Source organism: Pseudomonas sp. B8(2017) (genome assembly GCF_002113575.1).
Classification (GTDB): domain Bacteria; phylum Pseudomonadota; class Gammaproteobacteria; order Pseudomonadales; family Pseudomonadaceae; genus Aquipseudomonas; species Aquipseudomonas putida_Z.
In genome coordinates, this window is the sequence record NZ_NEIO01000032.1 from 16,284 (window position 1) to 29,229 (window position 12,946).

The window sequence follows — 12,946 nt, forward strand, 5'->3', positions numbered from 1 at the left end:
TACGAGATGTCCAAGTTCTTCATCAAGCGGCCGAACTTCGCCTGGGTCGTGGCGTTGTTCATTTCCCTGGCCGGCCTGCTGGTAATTCCCACGCTGCCGGTGGCCCAGTACCCCAACGTGGCTCCGCCACAGATCACCATCACCGCCACCTACCCGGGCGCTTCGGCCAAGGTGCTGGTGGAATCGGTGACCAGCATCATCGAAGAGTCGCTCAACGGCGCCAAGAACCTGCTGTACTTCGAGTCCACCAACAACTCCAACGGCATGGCCGAGGTGGTGGTCACCTTCGAACCGGGCACCGATCCGGAGCTGGCCCAGGTCGATGTGCAGAACCGCCTGAAGAAGGCCGAGGCGCGCATGCCGCAGGCGGTGATTACCCAGGGTATCCAGGTCGAGCAGACCAGTGCCGGCTTCCTGCTCATCTACGCCCTCAGCTACAAGGACGGCGCCGGCCAGGCCGATACCACGGCGCTGGGCGACTATGCCGCTCGCAATATCAACAACGAGCTGCGCCGGGTACCGGGCGTGGGCAAGTTGCAGTTCTTCTCGTCGGAAGCTGCCATGCGTGTGTGGGTCGACCCACAGAAGCTGGTCGGCTACGGGCTGTCGATTGATGACGTGAGCAACGCCATCCGTGGCCAGAACGTGCAGGTGCCGGCTGGCAGCTTCGGCAGTGCGCCCGGCAGCAGCCAGCAAGAGCTGACCGCCACCCTGGCGGTGCAAGGCACCCTGGACGACCCGCAGGCGTTCGGCCGCGTGGTGCTGCGCGCCAACCCGGACGGTTCGCTGGTGCGCCTGGCCGATGTCGCACGCCTGGAAGTGGGCATGGAAAGCTACAACTTCTCCTCCCGCCTGGACGGCAAGCCTGCGGTGGCCGGTGCGGTGCAGCTGGCACCGGGCGCCAATGCGCTGAAAACCGCCGAGCTGGTAAAGCAGCGCCTGGCCGAGTTGAGCGAGTTCTTCCCCGAAGGCGTCGAGTACTCGGTGCCCTACGACACCTCGCGCTTCGTCGACGTGGCCATCGAAAAGGTCATCCACACCCTGCTCGAAGCCATGGTGCTGGTGTTCCTGGTGATGTTCCTGTTCCTGCAGAACATCCGCTACACGCTGATTCCGTCGATCGTGGTGCCGGTGTGCCTGCTGGGCACGCTGATGGTGATGAAGCTGATGGGCTTCTCGGTGAACATGATGACCATGTTCGGCATGGTGCTGGCCATCGGCATCCTGGTCGACGACGCCATCGTGGTGGTGGAGAACGTCGAGCGGATCATGGCCGAGGAGGGCCTGTCGCCGGCCGATGCCACGGTCAAGGCCATGGGCCAGGTGTCTGGCGCGATCATCGGCATCACCCTGGTGCTGTCGGCGGTGTTCATGCCACTGGCGTTCATGTCGGGTTCGGTGGGGGTGATCTACCAGCAGTTTTCCCTGTCGCTGGCGGTGTCGATCCTGTTCTCGGGCTTCCTCGCACTTACCTTCACCCCGGCCCTGTGCGCCACGCTGCTCAAGCCGGTGGCCCCTGGGCACCATGAAAAACGCGGCTTCTTCGGCGCCTTCAACCGCGGCTTTGCGCGGCTGACCGAGCGCTACTCGGTAATGAACAATGCCCTGGTGCGCCGTGCCGGCCGCTACATGCTGGTGTACGCCGGCATCCTGGCGATGCTGGGCTACTTCTACCTGCGTTTGCCGGAATCATTCGTGCCGGTGGAAGACCAGGGCTATGCCATTGTCGACGTGCAGCTGCCGCCGGGCGCCAGCCGTGTGCGTACCGATGCTACCGGGCAGGCCCTGGAGCAGTTCCTGATGTCGCGTGAAGCCCTGGCCTCGGCGTTCATGGTCAGTGGCTTCAGCTTCTCCGGCATGGGCGAGAACGCCGCGCTGGCGTTCCCTACCTACAAGGACTGGTCGGTGCGCGGCGCCGAGCAATCGGTGGATGCCGAAACCCAGGCGATCAACGCGCAGTTCGCCGGCTACGGCGATGGCGCGATCATGGCGGTAAACCCGCCACCGATCGATGGCCTGGGCAACGCCGGTGGTTTCGCCCTGCGCCTGCTCGACCGGGGCGGCCTGGGCCGTGAGGCCTTGCTGGCAGCGCGCGACCAGATCCTGGGCCAGGCCAACGGCAACCCGATCATCCTCTACGCGATGATGGAAGGGCTGGCCGAGGCGCCGCAGCTGCGGGTCGACATCGACCGGGAAAAGGCCCGCGCCCTGGGCGTGACCTTCGAGACCATCAACAACACCCTGGCCACCGCCTTTGGTTCGGCGGTTATCAACGACTTCACCAACGCCGGCCGGCAACAGCGGGTGGTGGTGCAGGCCGAGCAGGGCGAGCGCATGACCCCGGAAAGCGTGCTGCGCCTGTACGCGCCGAATGCCGATGGCCAGCAGGTGCCGTTCAGTGCCTTCGTCACCACCCGCTGGGAGGAAGGGCCGGTACAGATCGTACGCTACAACGGTTACCCGTCGATCCGGATTTCCGGTGATGCCGCACCAGGCTACAGCACTGGCCAGGCGATGGCCGAGATGGAGCGCCTGGTCAGCGAGCTGCCGCCGGGGATCGGCTACGCCTGGACCGGCCTGTCGTACCAGGAAAAGGTCTCCAGCGGCCAGGCCGGCAGCCTGTTCGCCCTGGCCATCCTGGTGGTGTTCCTGCTGCTGGTGGCGTTGTACGAAAGCTGGGCGATCCCGCTGACGGTGATGCTCATCGTACCGATCGGCGCGCTGGGTGCGGTGCTGGCGGTGATGGTCACCGGCATGCCCAACGATGTGTACTTCAAGGTTGGCCTGATCACCATCATCGGCCTGGCGGCGAAGAACGCCATTCTGATCGTCGAGTTCGCCAAGGAACTGTGGGAGAAGGGTTACAGCCTGCGTGACGCCGCCATCGAGGCCGCACGCCTGCGCTTCCGGCCGATCGTGATGACCTCCATGGCGTTCATCCTCGGCGTGGTGCCCCTGGCCATCGCCAGCGGTGCCGGTGCGGCCAGCCAGCGGGCGATCGGCACCGGGGTTATCGGCGGCATGCTCAGCGCCACCTTGCTGGGTGTGGTGTTCGTACCGATCTGTTTTGTCTGGGTGCTGTCGCTGCTCAAGCGCAAGCCAGCGCCACAAGCCCAAGCCGTCGAGGTGCCGGAGTGATGGTCATGCGTAATCTGTTTGTGCCCTTCGCCCTGGCGTTGCTGGCCAGCGGCTGCTCCCTGGTGCCGACCTACCAGCGCCCCGAGGCGCCAGTCGCCAGCCAGTGGAACGATGCCGCCAGCCACGGGCAACAGGTGGACCAGCTGGGCTGGCAGGCGTTCATCGTCGACCCGGTGTTGCGTCAGTTGGTGAGCACGGCGCTGGACAACAACCGCTCGCTGCGCCAGACCCTGCTGGACATCGACCAGGCGCGTGCACAGTACCGCATCCAGCGTGCCGACCGCGTGCCGGGGGTGAACGCCGCGGCTTCCGCCAACCGCCAGCACCAGCCCGCCGGGCTGGCCGGCGATGGCCGTGAAGGCGTTGCCAGCAGCTACCAGGTCGGCCTGTCGTTGCCTGAGTACGAGGTGGACCTGTTCGGCCGGGTGAAGAGCCTGAGCGATGCGGCCCTGGAGCAGTACCTGGCCACCGAAGAGGCTGGCCGCGCCGCGCGCATTGCCCTGATCGCCGAAGTGAGCCAGGCCTACCTGAGCCTGGACGGCAGCGAGCGGCGCCTGGCCCTGACCCGGCAGACCCTGGCCAGCCGCGAGGACTCGCTGGCCCTGATCGGCCAGCGTCGCGCCGCCGGTACGGCCACGGCGCTGGACCATCAGGAGGCGCTCGGCCTGGTCGAGCAGTCCCGTGCCGAGCTGGAGAGCAATCTGCGCCAACAGCGCCAGGCCTACAACGCGCTGGTGCTGCTGGTGGGCAACAGCGAGGCGACCAAGGCCCTGCCGGCCGAACGCCAGGCGGCGCCCAGCGTGCTGCAGGACATTGCCCCTGGCGCGCCGTCGGCGCTGCTTGAACGGCGCCCGGACATCCTCGCCGCCGAGCACCGCTTGCGGGCGCGCAATGCCGATATTGGCGCGGCGCGGGCGGCATTCTTCCCGCGTATCAGCCTGACCGGCAGTTTTGGCACGTCGAGTACCCAGGTATCCGGCCTGTTCGATGGCGGTTCGCGCAGCTGGAGCTTCATGCCGCAGTTGTCATTGCCAATCTTCGATGCCGGGCGCAACCGGGCCGGGCTGAGCCTGGCCGAGGCGCGCAAGGACTCGGCGGTGGCGGCTTATGAGGGGGCAGTCCAGCAGGCGTTTCGTGAGGTGGCCGATGCCCTGGCGGCTACCGATACCTTGCGGCGTGAGGAAATCGCCCGTCGGGCCCTGGCCGATACCAGCCGGGCAACGGTGGCCCTGGCCAAGGCGCGCTATGAAGGCGGGATAGACAGCCACCTGCGCTACCTGGATGCGCAGCGTAGCGATTTTGTGAACGAAGCGGCGTACATCGAGGCAAGTACGCAGCGGCAGCTGGCGCTGGTGGACCTGTTCCGCGCCCTGGGCGGCGGATGGCCGGCGCGCGGCTGAGAAAGGCTCCTTTGGTTGGGTGATCCAACCGCTTTGGCCCTTGGGACTTGTGCCCAGGGGCCTTTTTTTGTGTAAGGGCTACCGGCCTAATCGCCGGCAAGCCAGCTCCCACAGGTACTGCACAGGCCTTGAGGGCAGCGCGGTCGAGGTGGGAGCTGGCTTGCCGGCGATAAGGCCAGTAGCCCCACCCTCAGACCTTGGCCAGTGCCCCCTGCAGGAACAGTTGCTCCAGCGCCTGCGCCGAATTGGCACTGGCCGCACGCCCACGCCGCTCGGCATCGGCCATGCCGTAGATCTGGGTGATGAACATCTCGGTGAACACCGCCGCGCTGATGTCGATGCGCAACACGCCCATCTGCTGCGCACGCAGGAAAAACGCATCCATCGCCTGGGTGTAGGCCAGCCAGCGGCGGTCTTCGTTGTCGTTCAGCAGGGTGTCGGGACGGTACTGGAACATCAGGAACACCAGCATCTCGCGGTGCTTGAGGTGCTCGGAAATCAGGTGACGCACGGCGGCCAGGGGTTCGGCCGTGTGCAAGGCGGCATTGTCGATCACCTGGTTGAGCACCTGTTCACCATGGTTCTCGAGCATCGCCACCAGGTTGTCGCGGGTGCCGCAGAAACGGTGCAGGGTGGCTTTGCTGACGCCAGCGGTTTCGGCCAGCTCCTTGAGGGTGGCGCGGGGGTGGACCACGATAGCGTGGGCCAGGGCCTTGAGCAGGCGTTCATCGTGCGGGGTGGGTTGCATCTGCATGCCTCGCGTGGTTCGCATGCCAATCATTGTGCAGGAAATGGTAGGGGGATCAAGCGGGATGGTCTCATTTGAGACTTTTTTGTGTCGTCGCGGGCCTCTTCGCGGGCATGCCCGCTCCCACAGATACTGCACAGGCATGGAGGACTGTGGAGATCCCTGTGGGAGCGGGCGTGCCCGCGAAAGGGCCCTTGCAGGCTAAATCAATGCGGCCCGCGCGGAATGGTCTTCAGCAGGTCTTCCGGGCTGATATGCCCAACCACCTGCGCAACCGCGCTGCCCGGGGTCGGCAGGTCGATGATGTGGCTTTTCATCTTGCCGATCACGTGCATTTCGCACGGCTTGCAGTCGAACTTCAGGGTCAGCACTTCATCACCCTGGATCAGCTGCATCGGCGCTACCTTGGTGCGCACGCCGGTCACGCCCTTGGCCTGCTTGGGGCACAGGTTGAAGGAGAAGCGCAGGCAGTGCTTGGTGATCATCACCGGCACTTCGCCGTGCTCTTCATGAGCCTCGTAGGCCGCGTCGATCAGTTGCACGCCGTGGCGGTGGTAGAAGTCGCGGGCCTTCTGGTTGTACACGTTGGCCAGGAACGACAGGTGCGACTCGGGGTATACCGGCGGTGGCGTGGTCTCGGCCTTGCGCCCGCCACGCGGGTGCGCCTGCACCCGTGCTGCAGTCAGCGCCTCGATGGCTTCGCGGCGCAGGGCCTTGAGCTGCGAGTTGGGGACGAAGTACGCCTGCGGGGCGTCCAGCTCGATGCTGTCGGCGTGGTACATGGTGGTACCCAGTTGGCCGAGCAGGTCGTGCAGCTGGTCCAGTGCCTGCTGCGGCTTGTTGGCCGGGCCGAACGGGCCGTCCAGTGCCACTTGCGCGCTCACGCCTTCCTCGCTAGTGACGGTCAGCGCCAGGCGTTGCTCGCGCAGTACTGCGTGCCATTGCACACCGACGCGGCGCTCGGCCGAGGTGCGTTGCAGGGCTTGCTGCCAGTTGTGGTCGAGGTTGCGCGACAGCGGGTGGTTGGGCCGCAGCTTGTGCAGGCCTTCGGGCATTTCGTTGGGCTCGACGCGGTAGCGGTAGCGCTTCTCGCCGTCTTCCTCGAACTCGCCACGCGGTTCGGCGATGTTGGCGCGGAAACCCACCACTTCGCGCTTGACCAGCACATTGAGGCCGTCGCCGTTGGTCAGCGGCACCTCGGTGACCACCTGCAGGTCACGCTTGCCGACCTTTTCCACCACACCCACCGGCAGGCCGGTGAAGGTTGGCGAGTCGAAGGCGCCGATGTCGACCTTGCGGTCGGTGACGAAGTAGTCGGTGCTGCCGCGGTGGAAGGTCTTGTCCGGGTCGGGCACGAAGAAGTGCTCGGTGCGGCCGCTGGAGGCGCGGGCCAGCTCCGGGCGGCCTTCGAGGATGGCGTCGAGCTCCTTGCGGTAGTGGGCGGTGATGTTCTTCACATAGGCCACGTCCTTGTAGCGGCCTTCGATCTTGAACGAGCGCACACCAGCATCGACCAGGTCGGCCAGGTTGGCGGTCTGGTTGTTGTCCTTCATCGACAGCAAGTGCTTCTCGAACGCAACCACGCGGCCCTGGTCATCCTTCAGGGTGTAGGGCAGGCGGCAGGCTTGCGAGCAGTCGCCACGGTTGGCGCTGCGGCCGGTCTGCGCATGGGAGATGTTGCACTGGCCGGAGAAGGCCACGCACAGCGCACCGTGGATGAAGAACTCGATGGCGGCGTCGGTTTCGGCGGCGATGGCGCGGATCTGCTGCAGGTTCAGCTCACGCGCCAGCACCAGCTGGGAGAAGCCGGCCTGGTCGAGGAACCTGGCCCGTTCCAGGGTGCGGATGTCGGTCTGGGTGCTGGCGTGCAGCTCGATCGGCGGGATATCCAGCTCCATCACCCCCAGGTCCTGCACGATCAGCGCGTCGACACCGGCGTCGTACAGCTGGTGGATCAGCTTGCGCGCGGGCTCCAGCTCGTTGTCGTGGAGGATGGTGTTGATGGTGGTGAACACGCGTGCATGGTAGCGATGGGCGAACTCGACCAGTTCGGCGATATCGCTGACTTCGTTGCAGGCGTTATGGCGCGCGCCGAAGCTCGGGCCACCGATGTAGATGGCGTCGGCACCGTGCAGGATCGCTTCGCGGGCGATGGTCACGTCACGGGCAGGGCTGAGCAGTTCCAGGTGATTCTTTGGAAGGGACATGTCGTTATAGGTTCGGGCTGTCACGGTTTAGGCGGGCATTGTAGCGGCGAAACGGGCTGGCGGCATCATCGGGGTGCCGAGAGGTGTACTGCCTGCACCGGCCCTATCGCCGGCAAGCCAGCTCCCACAGGTACTGCACAGGCCTGAGGGCAGCGCGGTCGAGGTGGGAGCTGGCTTGCCGGCGATAGGGCCCTTGAGGGTGAATCAGCGCTTGGCTGCCATTGCGGTCACTTCCACGCGCATGCCTTCGAACGCCAGTGCAGCCACGCCCACGGCGGCGCGTACCGGCCAGGGCTTGCTGAAGAAGCGCTGGTACACCTCGTTGAATGCCGCGCGGTCGGCCATGTCGGTGAGGTAGATGGTCAGGTGCAGCACGCGGTCCATGCCGCTGCCGGCCTTCTCCAGCGCCACTTTCAGCGCCTGCAGGGTGCACTCGCTCTGCTCGACGATGCCGCCCAGTTCCAGGCTGCCATCGGCATGGGTCGGGATCTGCGTGGTGACCAGCACGCCGTTGTATTCGGCAACGTCGGAGGAAATCGACTCGGCGTCCGGGTCCGGGGTGTAGATGATGTCTGCTTGTGCCATGGGGTGTCTTGCCTTGCTACGGAAGGAAAGCGGCAAGCCTACGCGAGCGCGCCGGCACGGTCGAGGGCACCCCGGTGTTTGAAATGCGCGGCGTTCGCCGTCAGAATCGCGGCCGATTGCAAAGCAGGGGTTTACGTTGAACGAACAGACATTGTCCAGGCGCCTGGAGCGCGTGGCTGCACAAGTACCGCAAGGCGCGCGCCTGGCCGACATCGGCTCGGACCATGGCTACCTGCCGGTGGCCTTGATGCTGCGCGGCGTGCTGGACGCGGCGGTAGCGGGCGAGGTGGCGCAGACGCCGTTCGCTTCGGCCCAGCGCAACGTGCGCAGGAACGGCCTGGAAGGGCGGGTCAGCGTGCGCCTGGCCGATGGCCTGGCAGCGGTCGAGGCGGAAGACCGCATCTCGGTGATCAGTATCTGCGGCATGGGGGGCGACACCATGTGCGAAATCCTCGAGGCCGGCAAACAACGCCTGGCTGGCGTCACCCGCCTGGTGCTGCAGCCCAATGGCGCCGAGCGCGAATTGCGCCAGTGGCTGGTGGGCAATGGTTACCGGATCGTCAGCGAAGAGCTGCTGCGGGAAAACCGCTTCGACTACGAGATCATCGTCGCCGAGCCGGGCGGGGCGGTGTACACCGCTGAACAGCTGTACTTCGGCCCGGTGCTGGTGCAGGAGAAAAGCGAGGCGTTCCTGGTCAAGTGGCGGCGCATGCTGCGGCAGAAGCAGCAGACCCTGGCCAACTTCGAGCGGGCCCGCGGTGCGGTGCCTCAGGCGAAAATCGACGACTTCAGGCAACAGGTCGGCTGGATCACCGAGGTGCTGGCCTGACTCACTGCTGCGAGCAGTTGCCCATTTCCCGGTAGTCGATTTCGCGCTTCTGGCCCTGATGGTCGACATACACCATGTGCGCGGTGCCAACCTGGCAGTCGGCGGCGTTGCTGGCCGGGGTGATGGAGATGACCTTGGCCACGTCCAGCGGCATGCCGTATTCGTAGTTGCTGCTGCTGACCGGCTGGTTGCTGCCGGTGTCGGCAAGGGCACCGAACGAGGCGAGAGTAGCGGCAACGGCAAGGACAGCGATCGAACGTTTCATGGCAGGCTCCTTTTTTCAATGTATGGCTAATGATCCATTCATTGGTCATCCACAATAAATGGGCTAACCCGTGATAGATTCCTGCCTGTAACGCAAGAATAAGACCGAACAAGGAGCACACCTTCATGGACATGCTGCATGCCATGCGTACCTTCGCCCGTGTGGTGGAATGTGGCAGCTTCGCTGCGGCCGCCAATGCCCTGGACATTTCCGCGGCGCAGGTTTCGCGCATCGTTGCCGAGCTGGAAAACCAGCTGCAGACCCGTCTGCTGCACCGCACCACGCGGCGTTTGCGCATGAGCGAGGCGGGCGAGCGGTTTCTCGAGCGCTCGCGGCAGATCATGTTGCTGACCGAAGAGGCGGTGGGCGAAGCCCGTGGCGCGCACCTCACGCCCCGCGGCCACCTGCGTTTGCATTGCCCGCACGGCCTGGGCCTGTTACTGATGCCGCTGGTGGCCGGCTACAACGCATTGTGCCCGGAGGTGGTGATCGAGCTGACCCTGTCCCAGCGCAACCCCGACCCACTGGCCGAAGGGCATGACGTGGTGATTACCGTGGACGGGGCGCTGCCGGATTCGCAGCTGATCGCCGTGCCGCTGGGCAACATTTTCAGTATCCCCTGCGCGGCGCCGAGCTACCTGGTGGCCCACGGCGTGCCAGAGCGCCCGGAAGACCTGCACCAGCACCGTTGCCTGCGCATGGCTTATCCGATGTACGAAGGTGACTGGGTGTTCCCGCAAGGGGTTGACCAGTGCGTGATCGCACCGAGCGACAGTTTTTCCACCAACGTCGCCGACGCCATGCTGGTGGCCAGCGAGCTGGGCATGGGCATTGGCCTGCTGCCGTTCTACACCGCCAGCCAGGCGATCGAGCAGGGGCGGTTGTGCCGGTTGCTGGCGCCGTATCGCCTGCGCGAGAGCGCGCTGTATGCGATCTACCCGTCACGGCATTATCTGGATGCAAAGGTGCGCACCTGGATCGACTACCTCAAGGAGCAACTGCCGGCGCTGTTCGAGGGGCATGCCAGGGTGGTGGATGATTCGCGCTATTGGCGATAGACGAGTGCGGGGCGGTTAACGCTGGCCCTTGTAGGAGCGGCCTTGTGTCGCGAAAGGGCCGCAAAGCGGCCCCAGGATGTCAGCTTCGATGCACAAATTGCTGGGGCCGCCATGCGGCCCTATCGCGACACAAGGCCGCTCCTACAGTGGGTAGTGCTTCAACTCCCGCGCAATCAGCATCCGCTGGATCTCGCTAGACCCTTCATAGATCTGCGTGATCCGCGCATCGCGGTAGTAGCGCTCCACCGGGTAATCCTCCAGGTAGCCATACCCGCCATGCACCTGGATCGCCATCGAGCACACCCGCTCGGCCATTTCCGAAGCGAACAGCTTGGCCTGCGAGGCCTCCGACAGGCACGGCTTGCCGGCGCTGCGCAGGCGCGCGGCATGCAGGATCAGCAAGCGCGCGGCATTCACCTGCACCTGCATGTCGGCCAGCAGGTTGGCGATGCTCTGGTGTTCGTTGATCGGCTTGCCGAACTGCACCCGATCACGCGAGTAGGCCAGCGCCGCCTCGAACGCGGCGCGGGCAATGCCCAGTGCCTGGGCAGCAATGCCGATACGGCCGCCCTCGAGGTTGGACAGGGCGATGGCCAGGCCCTTGCCACGCTCACCGAGGATGTTGGCGGCAGGGATGCGGCAGTTGTCGAAGGTGACCGCGCAGGTGTCGGAAGCGCGGATGCCCATCTTGTGCTCGCTGCGATCGACCTTGAAGCCCGGGTTGTCGGTTGGCACCAGGAACGCCGACAGGCCCTTTTTGCCCAACTCCGGGTCGGTCACCGCGAAGACGATGGCCAACCCGGCGCGGCGGGCGTTGCTGACGAACTGCTTGGCGCCGTTGATCACCCACTGGCCGTCCACCAGCTCGGCGCGGGTACGCAGGTTGTGCGCCTCGGAACCGGCCTGTGGCTCGGTCAGGCAGAAGCAGCCGATCACCTCGCCGGTGGCCAGGCGTGGCAGCCACTGCTGTTGCTGTTCGGCCGTGCCGTAGGCCAGCAGCGGGCCGCAGCCCACCGAGTTGTGGATGCTCATCATCGCTCCGGTGGCACCGCAGCCGGCGGCGATCTCTTCCACCGCCAGGGCGTAGGCGACATAGTCGGTGTAGCTGCCGCCAAAGTCTTCCGGCACCACCATGCCCAGCAGGCCCAGTTCGCCCATCTTGCGCACCACGCCATCGTCGATCCAGCCGGCCTTTTCCCAGGCCTGGGCATGCGGGGCGATCTCGCCACGGGCAAAGTCCCGGGCCATGTCGCGGATCATGATCTGTTCTTCGCTCAGTTCCAGGTCTTGCATCTGTGTACTCCCGGGCTCACAGGCCTTCGAAGAATTGGTCGACCCGCTGGCGTTGCAGTGCGGCCAGGGTCGGCGGGTTCCAGCGTGGCTGCTTGTCCTTGTCGATGATCAGCGCGCGCACGCCTTCGATGATGTCGCCGTGCTGGAACCACTGGCGGTCCAGGTGCAGCTCCATGGCAAAGCAGTCGTCAAGGCTCAGGTGGCGACCCCGGCGCAGCATCTCCAGAGTAACCGCCATGGCCAGCGGCGAGCGGCTTTCCAGCTGGTCGGCGGTGGCCACGGCCCAGGCGTGGCTGTCGCCAATGCTCACCGCACGCAGTTGCTCGACGATGGCAGGCACGTCGGGCAGGGCGAAGAAGTGGTCGATGACCGGGCGCAGTTTTTCCAGCGGCGCATCGTCGAGCACCTGGGTGCCGAGCCTGGCCAGCAGGTTCTGCAGGTCCTTGAGTGGGTTGTCGCCGAAGTGCAGCTGGTCCAGGCCCTCGTCGAGGGCTGCCAGCTGGTCGCTGGCCAAGTACCAGTCGGCCAGGCCGCAGTACAGCGCATCGGCTGCCTGGATCTGGCTGCCACTGACGCCCAGGTAGGTGCCCAGCTCGCCAGGGATACGCGACAGGAAGTAGCTGCCACCTACATCCGGGAAGTAGCCGATTGCCACTTCGGGCATGCCCAGGCGGCTGCGCTCGGTGACCACGCGCAGGTCGCAGCCCTGGGCCAGGCCCATGCCGCCACCGAGGGTGAAGCCGTCCATCAGCACAAGCACCGGCTTGCGGTAACGGTGGATGGCCAGGTCAAGGGCGTATTCCTCGACAAAGAAGCTCTCATGCAGCGTTTCGCCGGCCTTGAAGCTGTCGTGCAGCGAGCGGATATCGCCACCGGCGCAGAAACCCTTGGGGCCCTCGCCACGCAGTACCACGGCGTGCACGTGCGGGTCTTCGGCCCACAAGTCGAGGTGCTGGCGCAGGCTGCGGACCATGTCCAGGGTCAGGGCATTGAGGCCGGCGGGGCGGTTCAGGGTCAGATGGCCGATCTGGTTGCGGACCTCGGCCAGCACATGGTCGGTTGCCGAGGTATGAGCGTGCGCAGTCATTGCGTTCTCCCTGCTTTGTTATTGATTTTCCAAGTGAAGTCTGGAGTTCGCTGGAGGATCGCAGGATCCTGTCATGCGAATTTGCCTTGCACAATCGACAAATCTGCAGGGGGATTCTGCATTTTTGTCTTGTGTGGCGATAACGCCACTCTAGCAAGGTTTCAGGTTGGCCGGGCTGGCCCTATCGCCGGCAAGCCAGCTCCCAGGTACCGCACAACTTTCAAGGCCTGCGCTGTACCTGTGGGAGATTCTATGGTTGTGGGCAATGCTTTTTGCCCCCTTTGCTCATGTATTCGCCTTGAGTCTTCATCAAGGCGAATGCAATTCTGGCCAGCT

10 protein-coding genes are annotated in these 12,946 nt (G+C 65.2%); 4 read left to right on the forward strand and 6 right to left on the reverse strand.

Annotation, left to right across the window (positions count from 1 at the left end):
* Window positions 1–6: 6 nt before the first annotated feature.
* Together CAG22_RS25940 and CAG22_RS25945 are read left to right on the forward strand one after the other, a co-directional pair.
* Window positions 7–3,138, forward strand: coding sequence for an efflux RND transporter permease subunit (locus CAG22_RS25940; protein WP_085706453.1), 3,132 nt, complete (start codon window positions 7–9; stop codon window positions 3,136–3,138).
* Window positions 3,138–4,538: an efflux transporter outer membrane subunit gene (locus CAG22_RS25945; protein WP_170929339.1), complete on the forward strand. Its 1,401-nt coding sequence runs from the start codon at window positions 3,138–3,140 to the stop codon at window positions 4,536–4,538. The genes CAG22_RS25940 and CAG22_RS25945 overlap by 1 nt, the downstream gene beginning before the upstream one ends.
* Window positions 4,539–4,728: 190 nt before the next feature.
* On the opposite strand, the gene CAG22_RS25950 is transcribed toward CAG22_RS25945, so the two are convergent.
* The 3 genes from CAG22_RS25950 to CAG22_RS25960 all read right to left on the reverse strand — a co-directional run bounded on the left by CAG22_RS25950 (window position 4,729) and on the right by CAG22_RS25960 (window position 8,078).
* Window positions 4,729–5,286: a TetR/AcrR family transcriptional regulator gene (locus CAG22_RS25950; protein WP_085588743.1), complete on the reverse strand. Its 558-nt coding sequence runs from the start codon at window positions 5,284–5,286 to the stop codon at window positions 4,729–4,731.
* Window positions 5,287–5,492: 206 nt separating this feature from the next.
* Window positions 5,493–7,493, reverse strand: a complete 2,001-nt coding sequence (locus tag CAG22_RS25955; protein ID WP_085706454.1) for a U32 family peptidase — start codon at window positions 7,491–7,493, stop codon at window positions 5,493–5,495.
* A gap of 204 nt (window positions 7,494–7,697) precedes the next feature.
* Entirely contained in the window at window positions 7,698–8,078 is a 381-nt protein-coding gene (locus tag CAG22_RS25960; RefSeq protein ID WP_015270613.1) for a RidA family protein, read from the reverse strand.
* Between the two features lie 136 nt (window positions 8,079–8,214).
* Here CAG22_RS25960 and CAG22_RS25965 point away from each other — a divergent pair, with 136 nt between their 5' ends.
* Window positions 8,215–8,907, forward strand: coding sequence for a tRNA (adenine(22)-N(1))-methyltransferase TrmK (locus CAG22_RS25965; protein WP_085706455.1), 693 nt, complete (start codon window positions 8,215–8,217; stop codon window positions 8,905–8,907).
* Between the two features lies 1 nt (window position 8,908).
* Here the strand turns inward: CAG22_RS25965 and CAG22_RS25970 are convergent, their stop codons facing one another.
* The gene (locus CAG22_RS25970) at window positions 8,909–9,172 is read right to left on the reverse strand and encodes a DUF2790 domain-containing protein (protein WP_075045088.1); all 264 of its coding nucleotides are present in this window, start codon (window positions 9,170–9,172) and stop codon (window positions 8,909–8,911) included.
* 125 nt (window positions 9,173–9,297) lie between these two features.
* Here CAG22_RS25970 and CAG22_RS25975 point away from each other — a divergent pair, with 125 nt between their 5' ends.
* Window positions 9,298–10,230: a LysR family transcriptional regulator gene (locus CAG22_RS25975; RefSeq protein WP_085588409.1), complete on the forward strand. Its 933-nt coding sequence runs from the start codon at window positions 9,298–9,300 to the stop codon at window positions 10,228–10,230.
* A gap of 141 nt (window positions 10,231–10,371) precedes the next feature.
* Here the strand turns inward: CAG22_RS25975 and CAG22_RS25980 are convergent, their stop codons facing one another.
* Together CAG22_RS25980 and CAG22_RS25985 are read right to left on the reverse strand one after the other, a co-directional pair.
* Window positions 10,372–11,523, reverse strand: coding sequence for an acyl-CoA dehydrogenase family protein (locus tag CAG22_RS25980; protein ID WP_003258582.1), 1,152 nt, complete (start codon window positions 11,521–11,523; stop codon window positions 10,372–10,374).
* 16 nt (window positions 11,524–11,539) lie between these two features.
* Window positions 11,540–12,610 carry an enoyl-CoA hydratase/isomerase family protein gene (locus CAG22_RS25985; RefSeq protein ID WP_085588414.1) on the reverse strand — a complete coding sequence of 357 codons (1,071 nt, stop codon included), beginning with the start codon at window positions 12,608–12,610 and terminating at the stop codon, window positions 11,540–11,542.
* Between the last annotated feature and the right edge of the window lie 336 nt (window positions 12,611–12,946).

Bases quoted from the DNA above. Each gene is read 5' to 3' on its own strand.
- CAG22_RS25940 (WP_085706453.1), top strand. From the start codon at position 7: ATGTCCAAGTTCTTCATCAAGCGGCCGAACTTCGCCTGGGTCGTGGCG.
- CAG22_RS25945 (WP_170929339.1), top strand. From the start codon at position 3,138: ATGGTCATGCGTAATCTGTTTGTGCCCTTCGCCCTGGCGTTGCTGGCC.
- CAG22_RS25950 (WP_085588743.1), bottom strand. From the start codon at position 5,286: ATGCAACCCACCCCGCACGATGAACGCCTGCTCAAGGCCCTGGCCCAC.
- CAG22_RS25955 (WP_085706454.1), bottom strand. From the start codon at position 7,493: ATGTCCCTTCCAAAGAATCACCTGGAACTGCTCAGCCCTGCCCGTGAC.
- CAG22_RS25960 (WP_015270613.1), bottom strand. From the start codon at position 8,078: ATGGCACAAGCAGACATCATCTACACCCCGGACCCGGACGCCGAGTCG.
- CAG22_RS25970 (WP_075045088.1), bottom strand. From the start codon at position 9,172: ATGAAACGTTCGATCGCTGTCCTTGCCGTTGCCGCTACTCTCGCCTCG.
- CAG22_RS25975 (WP_085588409.1), top strand. From the start codon at position 9,298: ATGGACATGCTGCATGCCATGCGTACCTTCGCCCGTGTGGTGGAATGT.
- CAG22_RS25980 (WP_003258582.1), bottom strand. From the start codon at position 11,523: ATGCAAGACCTGGAACTGAGCGAAGAACAGATCATGATCCGCGACATG.
- CAG22_RS25985 (WP_085588414.1), bottom strand. From the start codon at position 12,610: ATGACTGCGCACGCTCATACCTCGGCAACCGACCATGTGCTGGCCGAG.